The following is a 21,277-nucleotide window of genomic DNA, read 5'->3' as shown; positions in this document are numbered from 1 at the left end:
CCGCGCTCCGCGTCACGGGCGCCCCGGCTCCGGGACGGGCGCACCGGCGCACCCTCTCGGGCACGCCGGTGAGGGCCGGGGGCGGAGTGGGGGGCGGGGGTCAGTTGTGGTGGTCACTGCGGCGGCCTGAGACGTACAGGACGACGGCGATGCCCACGAAGCCCACGCCGACGACGAGGAAGGCGATCGGGAGGGTGGTGTGCAGCAGCGGCAGCACGGTGCGGCCCTGCTCGGAGTTGGCGACGGCGTTGCGGACCGACTCGTCGTCGAAGACGAGCTCGGCGTCCAGCAGGGTCAGGACCTCCTCGCCGTCCACGACCACGACGCGGTTCTGGTCCTCGCTGACCTTGAGGGGCGATCCGGTGGTGGGCTCGATCCAGTAGGTGCGGGTGATGGAGAAGACCTCGTCCCCGGTGACGTCCCCGTCGCCCTCCAGGCCGGCGACCGAGCGCGGGAGGGTGCGCTCGTCGATGACGGTCGGCTCGACGGTCTGGACGAACCGGTAGGCCTCGACGCCCTCGACCGCCTCGACCCCCTGGAACTCCATGGGGACGACCTCCTGGACGGTGGTCTCGTAGAAGTCGTAGTCCCGCTGCTCGGTGAAGAACGGGAACTTCCAGGCCTGCCCGCTCTGGACGACGGACTCCTCGTTGACCATGGAGTCGCAGCAGTCGACGGCCTCGCCGGTGACGCGGTCGTGTCCGGCGCGGCGGCTCGTGGAGCTGATGCCGAAGTCGGTCTCGGCGTCCTTCAGCCAGGTGAACTGGTCCCACACCACGATCTCGTCGGTGCTGGAGGCCACGTCCGCGCGGATCGTCGCGTGGGCCTCGAGGGTGGCGTCCTCGACGAGTTCCACGTCCTCGATGTTGAAGTAGGTGGCACCTTCGGCGACGTTGACTGTCTCGCTGTAGTAGTCCAGGGGAGTCTTCATCAGGGAGCTCGACATCCACGTGCGCATCATGGGTGCGGCGGCGAGAAAGAAGACTCCAAACGCGATGAGAACGACCGCAACGGTACGGCGCATGTGCCCTCCTGGGCGGATGAGAGTCCAGATCTGAAACTGCGTCTAGTGGAACTAGGTCCAGTTCCGGGTAGAGTACTGCCCAGTAGTGAACGACGTCACCAGGGCGTGTCTGAATTTTTATAACACGTTCTAGTGAAGCGCGTTTCAACGCTCCCCCGTTCTGGAAGGCCCATGGCGCCCACTCCCTCCGCGCCCGAGGACCCCACCGGCGCACCCACCGGCAGCACCTCCGACGGCACCCTCCCCGGCTCCCCCTCCACCGGCACGCGGCCCCCGCCGCGGGACCCCGATACGGCGCTGGTCCTGCCCCAGGTCGACGGACGCCACGAGACCCTCGACGGCATCCGCGCCGCGGCCGCCCTGATGGTCCTGGTCTTCCACGTCGCGACGGAGACCGGCGACTCCCTCGCCCCGGGCGTCCTGGGCGGGCTGGTGTCCGCGTTCGACCTCGCCGTGCCCCTGTTCTTCACGCTCTCCGGCGTGCTGCTGTACCGGCCCTGGGCGCGCGCCGCCCTGGACGGGACGCGGGGCCCCCGGGCCCGCCCCTACCTGTGGCGCCGGGTCGTGCGCGTGTTCCCCGCCTACTGGGTCGTGGCGGTGGCCGCGCTGCTCCTCTACTCCCGGGAGGAGCTCGGCTCGCCCTCCTACTGGCTCCAGGTCCTGACCCTGGCCTTCCCCTTCGACACCGACCCGCCGTGGGTGGGGACCGGCCCCTACGGCCTCGGCCAGATGTGGAGTCTGTCGGTCGAGGTGTCCTTCTACCTGCTGCTGCCGGTGTTCGCCATGCTCCTGACCCTGTGGGCGAGGGGCGGGAGGACCGTGGACGCCCGCGGCCGACGGCTCCTCGCCGTGCTCGCCGCCATGGGGGTGCTCGCCCTGGTCGCGCTGGTGCCGCAGTTCCATCCCGAGCCCCGCGAGTACATGCACGCCTGGCTGCCGCGCGCGCTCGGCCTGTTCGCCGCGGGGATGGCTCTGGCCGTGCTGTCGGAGTGGGCGTGGCGCGAGCCCGGCGCCGACGGCCCGGTGCGCCGCTTCTGCCGCACCGTGGCCGCGTCGCCCGGGGTGTGCTGGCTGGTGGCGGGCGGCTTCCTCGCCCTGACCGCCACCGAGGCCACCGGCGGGCGGTTCATCGGCTCGGGCGACATCTGGACCTCCGCCGCGGCGTCCCTGGCCGGCACGGGCTTCGCGTTCTTCGTGGTGGCCCCGGCCGCCCTGGCCCCCCGCCCCACCTCCCCGCCCGCGTCCCTCCGCAGTGCCGCGGCCTGGCGGGACGGCCGCTGGCTGGACTCGCTGCTGCGGCACCGGGTGTGCCAGTTCCTCGCCCGGATCTCCTACGGCGTGTTCCTGTGGCAGTTCGTCGTCCTGTACCTGTGGCGCGACTTCACCGGGCAGGAGATCTTCACCGGGTCGTTCTGGCTGGACATGGTGCCGGTCACGGCGGGGACGGTCCTCCTGGCCGCGGCGACCTTCCACTGGGTGGAGGAGCCGAGCCGGCGCTGGTCCCGGAAGGACGCGGAGAAGAGCGGCTAGTCCGCCTCCGCGCCGCCGCCCGTGCGGTCGTCCTCCTCGGGCGCCCAGGGGTTGCCCTCGACCGCGGGGGCCATGCCGCCCACGGACACCCAGCTCAGGCACAGCCCGCCGCGGTCGTCGGGGTCCTCCGGCACGAACACCGACAGCTGCTCGCCGGGCGCCCCCGCCGGGACGTACCGTGTCCCGTTCTCCTCCGCGGCGGGCAGCTCCACCTCGATCCAGTCGTCGCCCAGGGCGACCACCACCGGCACGTCCTCCTCCGCCGTGTAGCCGAGGGTGACGACCTGGGCGAGGCCGCCGTGGACCCGCACCGGCCACGACATGAGCCCCTCCCAGGGCTCCAGGCAGCGGTCCCCTCCCCCGGGTCCGAAGACGTAGCTGCTGTCGGACGGCCGCGCCGGGACCAGGTAGCCCGCGTCGTTGAACACGTACGCCGCGCCGGACTCCTCCGGCTCCACCATCCGCTCCGCGACGTCGGGCTCGGCCAGCGGCGGCAGCACCCAGGAGCTCAGGCGGCGCTGGCCGTTCCACTCCAGCACGACGTCCTCCGGGACGGGGCGCGCGTACAGGCCGCCCTCCTCCGGGACCTCCCGCAGGGAGGCCCGGACCGTGTCCAGGTACCACTGGAGGCGGTCGCCGCCGAGCGTTCCCGCGTAGGCGTGCGTGGACCACACCGCCGACGCCGTGTACGCCAGCGTCGCCAGCACGGCGGCGGTCCGGGCGGCCCGCCGGGGACGCACGCGGTAGGCGTCGGCCGCGGAGCCGGCGCGCTCCCCCGCGCCGCCCGTCAGCGCCCGCGCCCGCTCCTCACGCGTCGGCAGGAAGGCCAGCGCCAGGCAGAGCGCGAACACCGGGGCCGCGTCGGCCACGTAGCGGGGGTCGGCGGCGGCCACCTCCTGGAACCTGCCGCGCGCGATGACGGTCGGGACGATGTCGACGACGACCAGGTAGCCGAGCAGGAGCGCCCAGGCACGCCACGCCCGGCGCCGCAGCCACAGGCTCGACAGCACGATCACCGCGAACACCGCCCAGGCCCCCAGCACCACGGGCCCCGACGGGTCGACGAGCCCACCCGTGGGGGTGACCGGCCCCCACTCCGGCGGGCCGCCCAGGGCGCCGACCGGGAAGACCTCGGTGAGGAGCCCGCGCAGCATGGCCAGGGCGGGTTCGCTCTCGGGGACGCCCGCGCCCTCGCCGCCCTCGCCCGCGCGCATCCGCGCCAGGTAGAACACCGCGTACGCGGCGAAGAGGGCGCCCATCGCCGTCCACAGGGGGCGGTGCACCACCCAGGCCCTGCGGACCGCGACGAGCGGGTCGCCCGGGTACAGGAAGGCCGCGGCCACCGCGAACAGCACGGGGGGCAGGAACATCGCCTTGACCGTGAAGAGCATGCCGAACACGACCGCGCCCGACGCCCACCAGGCGAACCGGGCGTCGCCGGTGCGCAGGTGGCGCACGGTCCACAGCGCGGCGAGCACCAGCGCGAGCTGGAAGGGCACGGCGTTGAGCGCAGCCGACCACCACCCGAGGACGGGGACGGTCAACGGGGCCAGCGCGTACACGGTCAGGGGGACGAGGAGGGCCGGGCGGCGGCCGAACAGCTCCCACAGCAGGCGGAAGAACCCCAGCAGCGCGGCGGCCTGGAACGCGAGCATGCTGCCCGCGCTGACCCACCACTCGTACGGCCAGAACGTGGTCTGGAGGTACACGAGGAACAGGGCTCCCGGCATCAGGTGCCCCTTGTGGAGGGTGAGGAGGTAGTCCGGGCCCAGGTCGCTCGCGTACGCGGAGGCGAAGAAGAGGTAGTCGTCCTCCACGAAGTAGGACTGCGTGAGCACGTACAGCTTGAGGCCGACCGCCGCCGCGACGACCAGCAGCCCCGCCAGGACCAGCCGGTCGCGCGCGAGGAGGCCCAGGACGGCGAGGGCGTCGCGGACCGGTCCGCCCCGGCCGGGTCCCTCCCCGCCGGGGCCCCCGACCGGGCGGCGTACCCCGGCCGTCCCGCCGGGAGCCTGTGCCTCCGCGCCGTCGTGTCCACTCGCCGTGGGGGGAACAGGCGGCATCGGTTCTCTCCCGCCGTAGGTTGGCCAACCCGGAAAATGGGTGCCAGAATACAACACGTTCCACTTTCTTCCTTGACCTCGGGCGCAGGTCTCCAAGGCCTGGCAGCCCAGAACAGGAACATGATGCAGAACCATGTTCCGGCGGGGTCGTGAGCACCGTGGAGGTGATGCCGGTGGGGCTCGAACAGATCCGCCGTGACTGGACCCGGCTGGGTTCCGCCGAACCGCTGTGGGCGGTGTGCGTGGACCCGGACAAGCGCGACGGCGGGTGGGACGACGACGAGTTCCTCGCCTCGGGCCGGGCCGACGTCGACCCGGCGGTCGCCCGCATGGACGAGCTGGGCATCCGCCCCGGGGGCGGCCGGGTCCTGGACTTCGGCTGCGGCGCCGGACGGCTGTCCAACGCGCTGGCCGCGCACTTCGACGAGGTCGTGGGGGTGGACATCTCCGCGCCGATGCTGGAGGAGGCCCGCCGCCTGGACCGTTCGGGGGGACGGATCGCGTTCACGCTGAACGAGCGGGCCGACCTGTCCCTGTTCGGCGACGACTCGTTCGACCTGGTGTACACCGACCTCGTCCTCCAGCACCTGCCGACCGCGCTGGCCGAGGGGTACGTGCGCGAGTTCGCCCGCGTGCTGCGCCCCGGCGGCGTGATGGTGCTCGGCGTGCCCGAGACGGAGCGCCGCACCTTCAAGGGGATGGTGTTCCGGTACGTGCCGTGGCCCCTGGTCGCGCTGGCGCAGAGGGTGGTGCTGCGCTACCCGGCGCCGATGCGTATGCACACCCTGCGCACCGGGCGGATCGCCGAGCTGGTGCCCGGCGGCCGGATCGCGGCCTCGGACGAGTACTGGGGAGGCGACCACTGGCGGCACCTGCGCCACTTCGTGGTGCTGGACGGGGCCGCACCGGCCGGAGGGGGGACCGCGTGACCCCCGCCGCAGCCCGCGACGACGGGACCACGCCCTTCCGCGCCACCCTGGGGCGCTCGGTCGCCCTGTTCTCCGCGTTCCGCAGGGAGCAGTCCGATCCGGCGTTCTTCTACGGCACGCTGGCCCGCGACACCGTCGCCCAGCTGCGCTCCTACACACCCCTGGACGGCCGCCTCGTCGTGGACGTGGGGGGCGGCCCCGGCTACTTCGCCGACGAGCTCCGCTCCGCCGGGGCACGCTGCCTCTGCGTGGACTCCGACGCCCGCGAGATGACGCTGCACGGACGCGAGGCCGACGCGTACGGCGTCCGGGGCAGCGCCCTGGACCTGCCGCTGCGCACGGGCTCGGTGGACGTGTGCTTCTCCTCCAACGTCCTGGAGCACGTGCCCGACCGCGTGCGGATGGCCGACGAGATGGTGCGGGTGACCAGGCCCGGCGGGCTGGTCTACCTGTCGTACACGCTGTGGCTGTCCCCCTGGGGCGGGCACGAGACCTCCCCGTGGCACTACCTGGGGGGTCCGTACGCCGCGGAGCGGTTCGCCCGGCGCAACGGGCGCCGGCCCAAGAACGACTTCGGCCGCAGCATGTACGCCGCGTACGCCGGGGAGATGCTGCGCTGGGCGCGCGGGCGCCCCGACGTGGACGCGGTGGACGTCCGGCCCCGCTACCTGCCGACGTGGGCCAAGCCGGTCGTGCACGTGCCCTTCCTGCGCGAGGTCGTCACCTGGAACCTGCTGCTGGTGCTGCGCAAGCGGTGACGCGGCCCCCGCCCCCTCAGCGCCCGCCGAAGCCGAACGGCAGGGTGCGGGGGACCTGCTGGACGCTGACCCAGTGGTCGGTCGTGAACGCCTCGACCGCCCACTCGCCGCCGAACCGCCCGTGGCCGGAGTGCTCCTCCCCGCCGAACGCCGTGTTGGCCTCGTCGTTGAGCGTGGAGTCGTTGACGTGCGTCATCCCCGCCCGCAGCCGTCGGGCGAATCGCACCCCCTTCTCGGCGTCACGGGTGTGGACGGCGCTGGAGAGCCCGTACTCGGTGTCGTTGGCGATGCGGAGCGCGTCCTCCTCCTCCGTCGCCCGGATGACCGTGGCCACCGGTCCGAACACCTCCTCGGCGGCGCACGGGGCGTGGTTGCCCGCGAGCAGCAGGTAGGGCGGCAGGACCCTTCCCGCCGGTCCGCCCGGCTCGCCGGACAGCAGCAGCTGCGCGCCGACCTCGACCGACCGGTCGACCAGGTCGCGGATGCCCTCGGCCTGGTCGTCGTCGATGACGGGGCCGATCTGGGTCGCGGGGTCGCCCGGATCCCCGACCCGCAGTGCGCGTACGCGCGCGACGATCCGGTCGACCAGCTCGTCGTGGACGCCGGTGGTGGCGATGATCCGGTTCGTGGCCATGCAGATCTGGCCCTGGTGGTAGTAGGAGCCGAACACGGCGGCGTCGGCCGCCAGGTCCAGGTCCGCGTCGTCCAGCACGACGAGGGGGCTGTTGCCGCCGAGTTCGAGCGTGCGCCTCTTGAGCGGGATCAGCCGGGAGATGTGGCGGCCCACGTCGGTCGAGCCGGTGAAGGAGACCATCCGCGAGGACTCGTGCGTGGCGAGCGCGTCGCCGATCTGCCCGCCCTTGCCGAGGACCACGTTGAGGACGCCGGGGGGAAGCCCCGCCTCCTCGTAGACACGGGCGAGGAGGAGGCCCCCGGTGACGGGCGTGTTCTCGGCCGGCTTGAGGACGACGGTGTTGCCGAGGGCGACGGCCGGCGCGACGGAGCGGTGGGAGAGCTGGAGCGGGAAGTTCCAGGGGCTGATCACGGTGACGACGCCCAGGGGCTCGCGGTAGACGCGGTTCTCCTTCCCCGGGGTGATCCCGGGCAGGATGCGGCCCTCGACCCGGGTGGGGTAGGAGGCGGCCTCGGCCATGCCGCTGCGGACCAGGTCGATCTCGAACTCGGCGCGGTCGCGGACGGCCCCGGCCTCGCGGACGAGCCACTCGGCCACCTCGGCACGGCGCGCGTCGAGGATGCGGAGCGCACGGCGGAACACCTCGGCCCGCTCGTAGGCGGGCGTCGCGGCCCAGACCGGCCAGGCCCGCTCCGCCGCCCGGTAGGCGAGGTCGACGTCACCGGCGTCGGCCAGGCGGACCTCCGCGAGGACCGTGTCGTCGTAGGGGTCCACGTCGTGGTGGACCTCGCCGGAGGAACCGTGGCGCCACTCGCCGCCGATGGTCATCCGGTCCAGTCCCGTGTAGGGGGTGGGTGTCTGGTCGGCGTGCATCGGGCTCCCCCTGGTGTCGGCGTCACTCTCCGCCACCGTGCCCCGGAAACACCCCGCGGGCAAAGGGGCGTGCCGCTCCTTGGCGAAGTGTTCAGGGAGTCGGTGGCGTTCGGGGCCCGTACGGCCGCGCCGCTCCCCGGGCGGCGCGGGCCGGCGGTCAGGCGTCGGGGACGAGCAGCAGCTCGCCGACGACCCGGCCGTCGGCCTCGGTGACCGTGGCCGTCCACCCGCCCAGGTCGACGCTCTCCCCCGGGCCCTCCGGGATGTGGCCGAGCACGACCAGGACCATCCCGGCGACGGTGACGTAGCTGCCCTCCGGGGGCGAGGTGAGGACGACGCCGAGGTCGTCCAGCTCGTGGACGGGGTAGGCGCCGGGCACGCGGAGGGCTCCGCCGTCGACCCTGGTGGGAACGCGCGCGTCCGCGTCGGTCTCGTCGTAGATCTCGCCGACGACCTCCTCGAGCAGGTCCTCCAGGCTGACGATGCCGTCGACCGCCCCGTTCTCACCGATCACCACCGCCATCTGCTGCCGTTCGCCGGTCATCCGGTGGAGCGCCTGCGACACGGACAGGGAGACCGGCAGCAGCAGCGGCTCGCGGGCGAGGGCGCCCGCGTCCCCCTCGCCCCGCAGCAGGTCCGACCAGTGCACGATCCCGACGACGTCGTCCACGTCCCCCTCGGTGACCACGGGCGCCCGCGAGTGCCCGCGCTCGGCGAGGAACAGGGCGGCCTCGCCGGCGGGCAGGGACGCGGGGACGGTGTCCACGTCGCGCCGGGGCACCAGGACCTGGCGCAGCGTGCGGCCGGTGATCTCGAACGCGCCGGAGAGGATCGTCCGCTGTTCGGGGGTCATGTCGCCCTGGGCCGAGATCATCTCCCGCAGCTCCTCCTCGGAGACCTCCTCCTTGCCGGTCCCGGGGTCCGCCCCGCCCAGGCGCACCACCAGGTCGGTGGAGACGCCGAGCAGCCACACGGCGGGCCGCGAGAGGACGGCGAGGGCGTTGATCGGCCTGGCGACGAGGAGCGCCCAGGGCTCGGCGCGCTGCATCGCGATGCGCTTGGGCGCGAGCTCGCCCAGGACCAGGGTGACGAAGGTCAGCACGACGGTCACCAGGACGACGGAGACCGGGGAGGCGTAGGAACCGAGGAAGCCGAGGGGTTCGACCAGCGGGCGGGCGAGTGACACCGCGGCCGTGGCCGAGGCGAGGAACCCGGCCAGGGTGATGCCGATCTGGATGGTGGCCAGGAACCGGTTGGGGTCGCGGGCCAGCCTCGCGACCGCCCGGCCCCCGGGACCGCTCGCCTCCAGCCTCCTGAGCTGCCCCTCCCGCAGCGTGATCAGCGCGATCTCGCTGCCGGCGAAGACGGCGTTCACGACGACCAGGACCAGCACGAGGCCGATCTGGGCCTCGTAGCCCTCCATGTGGGTCTCCCCCGCGGTTCTGTCGGAAGCGGTGCCGCGGCCGGACCGGGCCGAGGTGATGGCATCGTTCCCGGAATCCCCGCCACCACACCTGTCGCACCAGCTGCACCGATCCCCTCCGGCCGCACGCGCCCCACGTGTCCACAAACGGCCAGAATCTCGCGCCGGTTCGCCGCCTCCGGCCGAATCCCCAGTTCAGGGCCGCACGGACCGCCATGCGACCCGCATGTCCGGATCTGACACCGTTCCGGCACTGTCTGTAGGCTTCTCCTGCCCCCTTCCCCACCCCCTGGGAGTCCCCGTGTCCAGCGGTACCGGAGTCAACCCCGTCGAGGCCATGTCCGAGGCCGAGGAGGCCGAAGCGCTGGCCGAGGCCATGGTCTTCCTCGGAACCGATTTCGAGGCCGCCGTCGAAGGGCTGGCCGCGGCGGTCTCCGAACACGTCTCGTCCGGTCTGGCCGACTACGAACTGGACGCCATGGAGCACATCCGGCGGGTCGCGCAGAACGGCATCAACCTGGCCCAGAACGTCCAGGGCGCCGACCTGGCGATCACCGACTCGGACCATGAGAGCGCCGAGGAGTACCAGGAGGGCCTGGAGGCCCTCGACATCCAGATCAACTTCTGACCCCGCGCCCGCCACCCACCCCCCGGAGACACCTGTGAGCGACGTCGCCTCCATGTCCCTCGGCCTGCCCGCCGACATCGACGCCGACGTCGGCGCCATCGAGTCGGGCGCCGACGACCTCGACGCCGTGTGCCGGAAGATGACCGGCCAGTCCGAGGGCGCCCACAGCCAGTTCCAGTCGTCCGCCGGTGAGTTCACCGACCTCATCGCCTGGAACATCGTCTCCGGCTCGTCGGAGGAGCTCGCCGCCTGGCAGGAGGCCGCCGCCGCCCTCACCTACGGGGCGGCCGTCCTGCGCCAGTGGGGCCTGGACATCGAGGCCTACCGGGTCGAGCGGGCCAAGCTGGAGACCCGGTGGGAGGAGGCCAAGACCGACGCGGAGTCGGCCGTGTCCGACGTGGGTTCCATGCCCAACATGCACGGCTCCCTGTCCTCCTCCGCCGTGGCGGAAGGCAAGGTCGGCGAGTTGGAGACGTTGCGGGAAGAACTGCTCACCGAGCACGCCGGGCACTGGGAAACCCTGATGGACCGGGCCGAACAGGCGGAGAAGGACCTGCGCGACGGACCCGGCCAGGAGACCCTGGAGCGCCTGGTCGAGTCCGCCCTCCTGTCCGGCAGTCAGCTGCTGTACCTGGGCGACGCCGTTCCCGGCATGGTCCCGGACGAGCTGACCGGCGACGAGCACCCGTCCATCGTGAACCTGTGGTGGACCTCCATGACGGAGGAGGAGCAGGAGCAGGCCGTGCGGGACCACCCCGACCTGCTCCGCGAACTCGACGGCATCCCCTCAACCGTGCGCGACGAGCTCAACCGGGAACACCTGAACGACGAGATCGAGCGGTTGGAGGAGGAGATCGCCGAGCGGGACGAGCAGATCGCCGACATCGCCGCCCGGGGCAGCGACGCTTCCGCCTCCATCGCGCTGAACATGTCGAACGACGACACCCTCGACCGGGAGCTCTCCACCCTGACCACCCTGCGCGACAACCTCGAAGACGACGGCGCGGACAGGTACCTGCTCGCCCTCGACGCCGAGGGCGGGGGACGCGCGATCGTGGCGAACGGCAACCCCGACACCGCCGACAACGTGGCCACCCTCGTCCCGGGCACGACGACCACCTGGCAGAGCGTCGACTCCCAGATGGACCGGGCCGACGCCCTCGTGCAGTCGGCCACCATCGCGGACGAGGAGAGCAACCACTCCGTCATCAGCTGGATCGGATACGACGCCCCCAACGCCGTCGAAGCCGCCGGCGCGGGCCGGGCCGAGGACGCGGTCGACGAGCTGAGCAGTTTCCAGGACGGTTTGCGGGCGACCCACGTGAACCCGTCCCCGTCGAACAACACCGTGATCGGCCACAGCTACGGTTCCACCGTGGTGGGTCACACCGCACAGGGCGACGAAGGACTCAACGCGGACAACATCGTGCTGGTGGGCAGCCCCGGCGCCAATGCCGACCACGTGAGCGACCTGGGTCTCCCCCCTGAGAACGTCCACGTCTCCACAGCCGAGAACGACAACATCACGCACCTCACCGGCTTCACCCACGGAATGGACCCGACGGATCCGGGCTTCGGAGCGACGGAGTTCAGATCGAACCCGGGCACCGACGGGGGCCAGTGGCCGCTCAACGACGCACACTCGGAATATTTCGATCCCGACACCAGGTCCCTGCGGTACATGGGTGAGGTCATCGCCGGACAGAAGTAGGGGAACAGTGGATATCAACGCTCTCGGACGCGCATGCAGCGGCATCGCCGTCGTGGTGGCTCTGACCGCCTGCGGTTCCGGTGTGGACTCGGATACCTCGGAGGAGGAAGCAGCAATGACCCACGACGAGGCCTACACCAGGGTGGAGGAGCACATCGCCGCAGCTGTGGCGGTGTTCCCCGAAGCCCCGGAGCTCGAAGCCCTGGGAGGCGACATCGCCAACCCCTGTGATGACACGGTCGACGGAGGTGAGAGCGGACGCGCGTCGGTCGGCCGCACCTACTGGCTGCGCGGCCTTCCCGCTGAGGACAACGAGGCCAGCGTCGAACTCCTGCACGAGTACTGGACGGCCAACGGCTACCAGGTGACAGACGACGGACGCCCCGAAGACCTGGCGGTCTTCGTCGAGAACGAGGAGGACTCCTTCCGGATGTCCGTCCAGTCGAGCGCCCAGGGCAGCCTGTCCATCGGGGCCTCCTCGCCCTGCGTGTGGCCGGAGGGCGCCCCCGGGTCCTGAGGGGTCAGCCGAGCCGCTCCAACCGCTCCAGTGCCCTGCGCGGCGACCGGGCGTGGCGCCCCATGCCCGCGAACGGGCACGCCTCGCGCTCCAGGTCCGTGCCGAACGCCCGCGACGACTCCAGGCCGTCCAGCTCCTCCCAGGTCACCGGGGCCGCCACCGGGGCGCCGGGCCTGGCCCGCACCGAGTACGGGGCGACCGCGAGCTGCTCGCGGCCGTTGCGCAGGAAGTCCACGAACAGCTTCCCCTTCCGGGCCTCCTTGCGCACCTCGGTGGTCAGCTCGTCCGGTCTCCGCGCCGCCACGCGGTCGGCGACGCCCTCCGCCAGCCGCCGCACCTCCTGGTCGTCGGCCTCGGGCCGCAGCGGCGACCGCACGTGCAGACCGCGCGAACCGGTCGTCATCACGTACGCGGCCAGCCCCACCTCGTCCAGCGCCTCGCGCACGTCCCGGGCGGCGGCCCTGCACTCCGCGAAGGCCTCCTCCCCGTCCCCCGCCGGGTCGAGGTCGAGCACCATCCGGTCGGGGAGGCCGAGGTCCGGTTCCCGCGACTGCCAGGCGTGCAGGGTGATCGCCGCCTGGTCGGCGCACCACACCAGGGTCGCCGCGTCCCGGCACTCCATCATCGTGCCGCCGCTGGTCTCCACGGTCCGCACCCACTCCGGCGTAGAGGGGTGCTTCACGAAGAACCCGCCGGCTCCGACCCCGTCGGGGTACCGGTCCAGGGCGATCGGGCGGCCCTTCAGCTGCGGCAGCATCAGCGGTGCGATCCGCTCGTGGTACCGGGCCAGGTCCTCCTTGGTCGGCCCGCCCTCGCCGAACAGCGGTTTGTCCGGCTTGCGCACCTCCACGACGCGTCGGCCCGCGCGCACCCGGACCGCGCCCCCGTGTTCCGCCATCGCCCCTCCCAGGTCCCGCCGCCCCGGGGCGCCCGCCCCGGTCGGCTCCGTGGGCCCCGCCTACCCGGGCCTCCCCGGCGGAAAACCCGGCGGCCCGCAGCGGCTCCGGACGGCCTCCGGACGGAGTACCGGCCTGGCCGTAACAGGGTTTCCGGTGGTTCTGCGGACACAGCGAGAACGCCCGGCCGGATAACCCCGGCCGGGCGTTGGGCGTGTTCGGCGCGTGCGCCTACTTGCGCTTGTTGATCTCCTCGGTGAGCTGCGGAGCGACCGAGTGGAGGTCGCCCACGACACCGAAGTCGACGAGCTCGAAGATCGGCGCCTCGGGGTCCTTGTTGACCGCGACGATGTTCTTCGCGGTCTGCATGCCCGCACGGTGCTGGATCGCGCCGGAGATGCCCAGGGCCAGGTACAGGTTCGGGCTGACCGTCTTACCGGTCTGGCCGACCTGGAACTGGTTCGGGTACCAGCCGGAGTCGACGGCGGCACGGGAGGCGCCGACGGCGGCGCCCAGCGAGTCCGCCAGGCCCTCGACGACGGAGAAGTCGTCGGAGCCGACGCCGCGGCCGCCGGAGACCACGATCGCGGCCTCGGTGAGCTCCGGGCGCTCGCCCTGCTCCTGGACCACGCGCTCCACGACCTTGGCGGCCTTGGCGGCGTCGGAGACGTCCACCGAGACGGCCTCCTCGACGGCCGCTCCGGCGGCGGCCTCGGCCGGGACGGAGTTCGGGCGCACGGCGACGACCGGCACGCCGGTCCGCACACGGGCGTGGGTGACGGTGCCGCCGCCGAAGATGCTGTGCTCGGTGACCACGTCGGCGTCGACGTCGACGACGTCGGTGAGCACACCGGAGCCGAGCTTGACGGCGGTACGCCCGGCGATCTCCTTGTTCTCGGCGGTCGCCGAGACGAGGATCGCGGCGGCGCCCTTGTCCTGGGCCAGCTTCGCGAGCAGCTCGGCCTTGGGAGCGACGACGTAGTCGTTGAGCTCGGCCGGGGCGACGTAGACCTTCTCGGCGCCGAACTCGGCCAGCGCGGCCTTGCCCGACTCCGCGCCGTCACCGATCCACACGGCCGCGGGCTCGCCGATGCGGCGGGCCGCGGTCAGCAGCTCGGTCGTGACCTTCTTGACCTGTCCGTCGACGTGGTCGACGAGGACGAGGACCTCAGCCATAATCCTTGAACCTTCCTGAGTCTCTCGCCTGGCCTACACGAACTTCTTCTGGGCGAGGAAGTCGGCGATCTTCACACCGCCGTCACCCTCGTCCTTGACGATCGTGCCCGCGGCGCGCGGCGGCGCCGCGGCGAAGTCGACGGTCTCGGTGGTGGCGTTGGCCAGGCCGACCCGGCCGGTGTCGATGCCCGCGTCGGCCGCGGACTTCTTGTCGACCGGCTTCTTCTTCGCCTGCATGATGAGCTTGAAGGACGGGTAGCGGGGCTCGTTGATCTTCTCGACGACGGAGACGACCGCCGGGAGCTGAGCCTCGACCACGTCGTAGCCGTAGTCGGTCTGGCGCTGGATCCTGATGGCGCCGCCGTCGATGTCGACCTTGCCGGCGAGCGTGAGCTGCGGCAGGCCGAGGTACTCGGCGAGCGCGGCGCCCATGACGCCGGTGCGCGCGTCGGTGGACTCGGAGCCGAGGACGACCAGGTCGAACTCGACGGTGCCCAGGGCCTGCGCGAGCGCGTAGGCGCTCTGGAGGGCGTCCGATCCGTGGAGCGCGTCGTCGTTGACGAAGACGGCCTTGTCCGCGCCCATCGAGAGGGCCTTGCGGATGGAGTCGGTGGCCTGGTCCGGTCCCATCGTCAGGACGGTGACCTCGCCGCCGTGCTTCTCCTTGAGGAGCAGGGCCTCCTCGATCGCGTACTCGTCGAGCTCGTTGATGACGCCGTCGGACGCTGCGCGGTCGAGCGTCCTGTCGTCGGGGTTGAGCTTCCGTTCGGTCGCCGTGTCCGGGACCTGCTTGACCAAAACGACAATATTCATGGCCGGTGGCCGACCTCCCTGCACTCTGATCCGCCGTGTGGCGGGCGGACGCCGGTGCGCCCCGTTCTGCCAACAATGCCGAATGCCGTTCGGTCATTCGACGGCGGGTCCGCCTTTCACGTCAAGGACGGTCCCGCGATGTGCCCGTACACCAGATGTTACTGGCTAGTAGCTTGAAGGCCAACCCTCGACCCCAAGTGTGACTTAGGAAACCCTAACCAACACCCTGCCACCGGATTCGGCGGCCCCGCCGAGCGCGGCCCGGCCGGGGCCGGCCCGCGCGGCCGGGGTGCCGGCCTGCCCACCACCCTAGGTCGCGCACGGCGGTCCGGAACCGGTCGCACCACCGGTGGAACCACCGGAGAACCGCGAGGGCCCCCTCCCGTGCCGCGAGGGGGCCGCTCGTCACGACGATCCGCCGTCGAACCAGTCGGACGGCCCGCCGAACGGCGCCCAGTCGGGGGTGGAGGACAACCCGATCGACAGGATCAGCATGGTCAGCAGGACGATGCCGACGATCACGCCGATGTAGAGGTACAGGCTCCGGAACCGCGCCCGCTCCACCAGCCACACCGCCTGGTGCCGCGCCTCGCGGCCGCTCGGCATGATGTAGCTGAGCAGGACCATCACGAAGATGGCGAAGGCGCCGGTGTAGTTGGCGCCCTGGCCCGGGGTCGCGTCCACGATCGTCGCGTAGACCATGCCGACCAGGATCCCGGCCAGCAGGTAGATCAGGCCGAACCCGGCGGTGCGGACCGCCATGCGCCCGAACGCCCAGGGGAAGCTGAGCGCCACCACCATGCTGTCGGAGTTGCGCGGCCCCCGGGTCTGGAGGCGGCGCGCGTGCTCCGCCTTGACCACGTCCAGCGCGCCCAGGCCCGCGATGATCACGACGCCCAGGAGGGCGCCGAACCAGGGGAACCACAGGGACACGCCGGCGAGGGCGACCATGACGGGGATGAGCACCAGCGGGTGCATCCGCCACGCCTCGGCCTCGTACTCCTCGTCGATGTAACCGTCGCCGTCGGCGTCGACGCCCTCCTCGTCACCGCGGAAGTAGTCCCCCACCCGGTCGTTGCTGCCCCGCTTGAAGCGGCTGAGCCAGCCGCCGCGCTCCTCGTAGTCGTCCTCGCCGAACTCCTGCGTGTTGCGGCTGTTGCGCCCCTCCTCGACCGGCGTGAGGATGTCCGCGAAATCGCCCTTGTGCAGGGGCGTGTTGAAGAACTGCGTGTGCGGCGCCTGGTACCCGTCCTCCGGATCGGCCGTCTGGGGGCGCCCCCGGCCGGGCTCCACGGGGTCCATCATCATCGTCCCCTGCGGGTCGTCCCGCGGGGGCTCGCCGGGACGGATGCGCCGGGTGCTCCCCGGGTCGTCCGGGTCGTCCCCCACGGGGCTGATCCGCATGGTGCCCTGCGGGTCGTCGAGGTCTTCGCGGCCGCCCGGGGTGATCCGGTCGGTCCCCCGGAGCCCGCCCAGGTCGTCGGTCGACTCCGGGTCGCTCCAGCCCCGCTGCGCGCCCGACAGGTCGTCCGTCGGGTCCTCGTCTGCGTCCCAGGACCGCTGGGCGCCCCGCGCGCCGGAGAGGTCGTCCGTGGCCTCCTCGTCGGAGCGCCACCCGCCCGCCTCGGCGGCGTGGGTGGAGCGGGGGGACCCGCCGGGACCGGACCACGCGCTGGAGGCGGGGTTCGCGCCGCCGGCGGTGTGCGCGGGCCCCCAGCCCTCGTCGCCGGCTCCGCGTCCCGCCAGGTATCCGGCGGCTCCGCCGAGCACGGCGCCGGCCGCGCCCGCGGCCGCGGCCCCGCCCGCTCCCCGTCCGCCGCCCGTGCCGGAGTCCTCCGGTCCCACGCCCGTGGAGGGGTTGTAGACGGTGTGGCCGCCGGTGAGCCCGGTGGACCGGACCTCCTGGTCCTCGGTCCAGGGCAGGTCCAGGTTGAGGCGGCCCGCCTCGGCGACCAGCTCCGCGGCCGTGGGGCGGTTGCGCATGTCGCGGGAGACGGCGCGGTTGACCAGCGGGCGCAGCGCCTCGTGCATCCCGTCCATGTCGATCTCGCCGTTGAGGATGCGGAAGAAGATGACCTCGAAGGAGCCCGCGCCGTAGGGCGGGCGTCCCGTGGAGGCGAAGGCGACGGTGCCGCCCCAGGCGTGGATGTCCGTGGCCGGGCCGAGGTCGGTGCCCTCGATGACCTCCGGGGACAGGTAGCTGGGGGTGCCGACGAACGTGCCGGTCTGCGTCAGCTTGGCGCCGTCCACGGCGTGCGCGATGCCGAAGTCGATGACGATCGGCTCGCCGTTGGAGATGATCACGTTGCCCGGCTTGAGGTCGCGGTGGATCACCTCCACCGCGTGGATGTCCTGGATCGCCCGGGCGAGCCCGGTGATGAAGCGCGTGAGCGCGCGGCCCCGGAGCGGGCCGTGGTCGGTGACGGTCGCGTCCAGCGTGGGCCCGGGGATGTACTCGGTGACCACCCACGGGAGCTCGGCCTGGGTGTCGGCGTCGATGACCTCTGCCACGTTGGGGCTCTGCACCCGCCGCATGGTCTCGACCTCGCGGGCCAGCCGGGCCCGTGCGATGTGGTCGCCCGCGACCTCCGGCTTGAGGACCTTCAGCGCGACGAACTGGTCGGTCCGGGGATCCTCGGCCTGGTACACCACGCCCATTCCGCCCTGCCCGATACGGCGGCGGATCACGTAGTGGCCGATGCGCTCCGGCAGCTCCTCACCCGTGGGGAAACCTGCCGACATTGCCATCGAGAACTCATCCCCTCAAAAGACCGCATACCACCACGTCCAGCTTATCGGCCGGGGGATGGGTCAACATTGGCTTGTGTGGCCCGTCTCGGACCTGTGTGGTCTGTTCGGGACCGCCGGAGGGTCATGGGGGGCCGGCGGCCCGTCCGCCCTCGGACGACCACCACCGAGTATGACGGAAAACTGGCGTGGGCGGTTCCGCCCCGCTCGTCTCGACTGGCCGGATCCGGACGACCGGAGCAGGTCCTGTATCGCTACTTAACCTGACAAATGACTAAAACCATGCCAAAAAACAACAAAGCTTTGGGGAAGGGAGGGGCGGGTGCACCGGCCCGAGCGGCCGGGACCCCCGCCCCGAACTGCGCGGAGGCCCGCGTCAGCGCCCGTTGAACACCGCCTTGCCCGGCCCCTGCTCGACGAAGCTCCGCATCCCGTTCTTCTGGTCCTCGGTCGCGAACAGCCCGGCGAAGTGCAGGCGCTCGATCTCCAGCCCCGAGTCCAGGTCCGTCTCCAGGCCCCGGTCGACGGCCTCCTTGGCCGCGGCCAGCGCCACGGCGGGCCCCTCCGCGTACCGGGCCACCAGGGCCACGGCCGCCCGGTAGACGTCCCCGTCCGGGACGACCTCGTCGGCCAGCCCGATGCGCCCGGCCTCCTCCGCCCGCACGTGCCTGCCGCTGAAGATCATCTCCTTGGCCCGGGCGGGGCCGATCAGGCGCGGCAGGCGCTGGGTGCCGCCCGCCCCGGGGATGACGCCGAGCTGGATCTCGGGCACGCCCAGCCGGGCCCCCTCCCCCACCACCCGGAAGTCGGCGGCCAGCGCCAGCTCCAGCCCGCCGCCGAGGGCGTACCCGGTGACGGCGGCCACGACGGGCTTGGGGATGCGGGACACCAGGGTGAGGGCGTTCTGGAGGTTGCGCCCGTACTCCAGCATCTCCGCGTGGGTGCGGTCCGCCATCTCCTTGATGTCGGCGCCCGCCACGAACACGCGCTCGCCGCCGTAGAGCACCACCGCGCGCACGGCGGGGTCCGCGGAGACCCTCGTGGCGGCCTCGGCGATCTCCGCCGTCAGCACGGCGTTGAGCGCGTTGACCTTCGGCCGGTCCAACCGGATGACGGCCACCGCCGGGTGGTCCGGATCGGTCTCCACGCGCACGAACTCGCCCACGAACTCCACCTCTTCCACTTCGACGTCACTGTCCGGGCCACCTAATCACCCGGGTCAGGAGAACAGCAGCACCAGGGTGCCGAGCCGCGCGGACAGCGCGTACGCCCCCGCCAGCAGCAGGGCCGCACCCGCGAGCAGGAGCGTGTCCCCGACCCGCCAGCGGCTCTCCCTGGCCCGTGTGCGGGGCCCGGTGCCGAACGCCCTGGCGTCCATCGCCGTCGCCAGCAGGGTCCCCGTCCGGATCGACCGCACCAGCAGCGCGAACAGCCTGCCGAAGAACAGCGTGACCATCCGCACCGGGTTGCGCCCGGCCTCCAGTCCGCGGGCCCGCCTCGCCAGGGTCACGGTCCGCCACTGGTCGGCCAGCAGGGGGATGAGCCGCAGCGCCGCCAGCACGCCCATGGCGGGGCGCTCGGGCACCCTCAACCTCTGCACGAGCCCGTCGGCCATCTCCGTCGGATCGCTGCTGACGGCCGCGAGGAGGCCGGGGAGGGCGATGGCGAGCAGGCGCACCGCGGCGCCCAGCGCCCCCTCCGCGCCGTGCTCGCCGTACAGGTAGTTGACCAGCCCGCTGGAGAGCCCCATGAGCAGGAAGGGGCCGCCGAGGACGAGCAGGGTGCGCCGGTCGATCCCGCTGAAGGGCAGGACCAGCAGAACGCCGGCCAGCACCACCCCGCCGGTGACCGCGTCCACGGCGGGGACCAGTCCGAGCCCCAGCAGCAGCGCGGCCAGCAGCTTGGCCGCCGGGTTGAGCCGGACGAGCCACTGGCGCGCTCCCCCGGCGCCCGGCGCGTCCGGGGCGGGGACGCCGCCCCTGCGCCCCCGGTCCTCCGAGACGCTCACAGCTCCGCCTTTCCCGCCGTGCCCGGGACCGCGCGGCCCCCCGCCACACGCACCCGCACGTCCGCGAAGTGCCGCAGGAGAAGTTCGTCGTGGGTCGCCACGACGACGGCGCACCCCTCGGCCCTCAGCCCGCCCAGCAGCTCGACCAGCTCCGTCCACGTCCGGGTGTCCTGGCCGAAGGTCGGCTCGTCCAGGACGAGGACTCCGGGCGCGTGCGAGGGGCCGGAGCTGAGCGCCGTGGCCACCGACAGCCGCCGCTTCTCGCCGCCCGAGAGCGTGTAGGGGTGGGCGTCGGCCAGGCCGGTCAGGCGCAGCCGCTCCAGCAGCTCGTCCACCCGCCGCTCGGTCCCGGCCCCGTCCGCCCCGGCCCGCCGCGGGGCGAACCGCAGCTCGTCCCGCACGGTGCCGGTGACGAACTGGTCCTCCGCGTGCTGGAACACGGTGCCCACGTGGCGGGACAGGAGCCGGGCGGGCCATCGCGCCAGCGGCCGCCGGTCGGCCTCCGCCAGGGGGCCGCGCGGCAGGACCGCGCCCCTGTGGGGTCGGGAGAGCCCCGCCAGCAGGGTCAGCAGCGTGGACTTACCCGCACCGTTGGGGCCGGTCAGGGCGGTCGCCGTACCGGCCGCGACGGAGAGGTCCACCCCCTCCAGCACGGTCCTCCGGGGCGGGGCGCCCGCCCCCAGCTGGAAGGGGGTGCGCGCGGCGACGCCCACCGCCTCGACGCGGGGGCCGCCGCCCGGCGCGGGGGCCGGGCCGGGGGAGGGCTCGTCACCGGGGACCCACACTCCCTGCTCCGCGAGGGAGCGCCCATGCGCGGCGAACACGGCCGCCGGATCGCCGTCGGCGACCACCCCGCCGCCCGGCTCGACGACCACGACCCTGTCCACCAGCCCGACCACGTCGGCGACCCGGTGCTCGACCAGGAGCAGGGTCGCCTCGGTCTCGGCGAGCAGGCGTTCCAGGACACCGCGCACCAGGGCGGCCCCGGCTGGGTCGAGGTTGGCGGTGGGCTCGTCCAGGAGGAGCAGGCGCGGGCGCATGGCGAGCGCGCCGGCGATGACCAGGCGCTGCTTCTCACCGCCCGACAGCGCGCCGGTGGGGTGGCGCCGCCCGTACGGGAAGCCGACCGCGTCGAGCGCGTCGTCCACCCTCGGCCAGATCAGGGCGGGGTCCACCCCCAGGTTCTCCGGTCCGAAGGCGACGTCGTCGCCCGCGCGGGCCATCACCAGCTGCGTCTCCGGGTCCTGCCCGACCAGGCCGACGCCTCCGCGGCCCCGGTCGGCGGGGAGGCCGTCGACCAGCAGCGTCCCCTCCTGGTCGCCGTTGAGGGCGCCGTCGGGGCCGGTGAGTCCGGCGAGGGAGTGCAGCAGGGTGGACTTGCCCGCCCCGGAGGCGCCGAGCAGCAGCACGCGCTCACCGGGCTCGACCGTGAGGTCCACCCCGCGCAGGGCGTACGACTCGCGGCCCGCGTGGCGCCACCCCCAGCCGGACAGCTCGACGCGTGCGCCGCCCCCTCCGGGGGGCCGGAGGGGGGACGGTGCCGCGG

The 21,277-nt window shown here is 72.9% G+C and carries 17 protein-coding genes; 6 read left to right on the top strand and 11 right to left on the bottom strand.

The window, feature by feature from the left end; all coding sequences use genetic code 11:
• Positions 1-100 precede the first annotated feature (100 nt).
• Positions 101-1,024: a cell envelope lipid trafficking protein PgfA gene (gene pgfA, locus ACFQBR_RS10300; protein ID WP_267946412.1), complete on the bottom strand. Its 924-nt coding sequence runs from the start codon at positions 1,022-1,024 to the stop codon at positions 101-103.
• 171 nt (positions 1,025-1,195) lie between these two features.
• On the opposite strand from pgfA, the gene ACFQBR_RS10295 reads away from it, so the two are divergent.
• Complete coding sequence (locus ACFQBR_RS10295) at positions 1,196-2,554, top strand: acyltransferase family protein (protein ID WP_344176404.1); 1,359 nt, start codon at positions 1,196-1,198, stop codon at positions 2,552-2,554.
• Here ACFQBR_RS10295 and ACFQBR_RS10290 read toward each other — a convergent pair.
• Complete coding sequence (locus ACFQBR_RS10290; protein WP_344176406.1) at positions 2,551-4,617, bottom strand: hypothetical protein; 2,067 nt, start codon at positions 4,615-4,617, stop codon at positions 2,551-2,553. The genes ACFQBR_RS10295 and ACFQBR_RS10290 overlap by 4 nt on opposite strands.
• A 149-nt stretch (positions 4,618-4,766) precedes the next feature.
• Here ACFQBR_RS10290 and ACFQBR_RS10285 point away from each other — a divergent pair, with 149 nt between their 5' ends.
• On the top strand, positions 4,767-5,546 hold the full coding sequence (locus ACFQBR_RS10285; RefSeq protein WP_344176408.1) for a class I SAM-dependent methyltransferase: 780 nt from the start codon (positions 4,767-4,769) through the stop codon (positions 5,544-5,546).
• The gene (locus ACFQBR_RS10280; protein ID WP_344176410.1) at positions 5,543-6,304 is read left to right on the top strand and encodes a class I SAM-dependent methyltransferase; all 762 of its coding nucleotides are present in this window, start codon (positions 5,543-5,545) and stop codon (positions 6,302-6,304) included. The genes ACFQBR_RS10285 and ACFQBR_RS10280 overlap by 4 nt, the downstream gene beginning before the upstream one ends.
• A 16-nt stretch (positions 6,305-6,320) precedes the next feature.
• Here the strand turns inward: ACFQBR_RS10280 and ACFQBR_RS10275 are convergent, their stop codons facing one another.
• Positions 6,321-7,811 carry an aldehyde dehydrogenase family protein gene (locus tag ACFQBR_RS10275; protein WP_344176412.1) on the bottom strand — a complete coding sequence of 497 codons (1,491 nt, stop codon included), beginning with the start codon at positions 7,809-7,811 and terminating at the stop codon, positions 6,321-6,323.
• A 157-nt stretch (positions 7,812-7,968) separates the two neighbouring features.
• Complete coding sequence (locus ACFQBR_RS10270; protein WP_267946417.1) at positions 7,969-9,234, bottom strand: hemolysin family protein; 1,266 nt, start codon at positions 9,232-9,234, stop codon at positions 7,969-7,971.
• 301 nt (positions 9,235-9,535) lie between these two features.
• On the opposite strand from ACFQBR_RS10270, the gene ACFQBR_RS10265 reads away from it, so the two are divergent.
• The 3 genes from ACFQBR_RS10265 to ACFQBR_RS10255 all read left to right on the top strand — a co-directional run bounded on the left by ACFQBR_RS10265 (position 9,536) and on the right by ACFQBR_RS10255 (position 12,090).
• Positions 9,536-9,862, top strand: coding sequence for a hypothetical protein (locus ACFQBR_RS10265; protein WP_267946418.1), 327 nt, complete (start codon positions 9,536-9,538; stop codon positions 9,860-9,862).
• 34 nt (positions 9,863-9,896) lie between these two features.
• Positions 9,897-11,573, top strand: coding sequence for an alpha/beta hydrolase (locus ACFQBR_RS10260; protein WP_344176414.1), 1,677 nt, complete (start codon positions 9,897-9,899; stop codon positions 11,571-11,573).
• A gap of 115 nt (positions 11,574-11,688) precedes the next feature.
• Positions 11,689-12,090, top strand: coding sequence for a hypothetical protein (locus ACFQBR_RS10255; protein WP_378552976.1), 402 nt, complete (start codon positions 11,689-11,691; stop codon positions 12,088-12,090).
• Positions 12,091-12,094: 4 nt separating this feature from the next.
• On the opposite strand, the gene ligD is transcribed toward ACFQBR_RS10255, so the two are convergent.
• The 7 genes from ligD to ACFQBR_RS10220 form a co-directional block, all read right to left on the bottom strand.
• Positions 12,095-12,988, bottom strand: coding sequence for a non-homologous end-joining DNA ligase (ligD, locus tag ACFQBR_RS10250; RefSeq protein ID WP_344176419.1), 894 nt, complete (start codon positions 12,986-12,988; stop codon positions 12,095-12,097).
• A gap of 229 nt (positions 12,989-13,217) precedes the next feature.
• The gene (locus ACFQBR_RS10245) at positions 13,218-14,162 is read right to left on the bottom strand and encodes an electron transfer flavoprotein subunit alpha/FixB family protein (RefSeq protein WP_267946422.1); all 945 of its coding nucleotides are present in this window, start codon (positions 14,160-14,162) and stop codon (positions 13,218-13,220) included.
• A 33-nt stretch (positions 14,163-14,195) separates the two neighbouring features.
• Positions 14,196-14,975 carry an electron transfer flavoprotein subunit beta/FixA family protein gene (locus ACFQBR_RS10240; RefSeq protein ID WP_267946423.1) on the bottom strand — a complete coding sequence of 260 codons (780 nt, stop codon included), beginning with the start codon at positions 14,973-14,975 and terminating at the stop codon, positions 14,196-14,198.
• Positions 14,976-15,380: 405 nt separating this feature from the next.
• A complete protein-coding gene (locus ACFQBR_RS10235) occupies positions 15,381-17,723 on the bottom strand; it encodes a protein kinase domain-containing protein (protein WP_344176422.1) in 2,343 nt (780 codons plus the stop codon).
• Positions 17,724-18,099: 376 nt separating this feature from the next.
• The gene (locus ACFQBR_RS10230; RefSeq protein ID WP_378553077.1) at positions 18,100-18,888 is read right to left on the bottom strand and encodes an enoyl-CoA hydratase/isomerase family protein; all 789 of its coding nucleotides are present in this window, start codon (positions 18,886-18,888) and stop codon (positions 18,100-18,102) included.
• 54 nt (positions 18,889-18,942) lie between these two features.
• Positions 18,943-19,731: an energy-coupling factor transporter transmembrane component T family protein gene (locus ACFQBR_RS10225; RefSeq protein ID WP_344176425.1), complete on the bottom strand. Its 789-nt coding sequence runs from the start codon at positions 19,729-19,731 to the stop codon at positions 18,943-18,945.
• Positions 19,728-21,224 (bottom strand): ABC transporter ATP-binding protein, encoded by a 1,497-nt coding sequence (locus ACFQBR_RS10220; protein ID WP_267950505.1) that lies wholly within the window; start codon positions 21,222-21,224, stop codon positions 19,728-19,730. Before ACFQBR_RS10220 ends, ACFQBR_RS10225 begins: the two co-directional genes overlap by 4 nt.
• Between the last annotated feature and the right edge of the window lie 53 nt (positions 21,225-21,277).

The organism is Nocardiopsis tropica (assembly GCF_042660575.1).
Lineage (GTDB): Bacteria > Actinomycetota > Actinomycetes > Streptosporangiales > Streptosporangiaceae > Nocardiopsis > Nocardiopsis tropica.
This window is presented reverse-complemented; position numbering and strand designations above follow the sequence as displayed.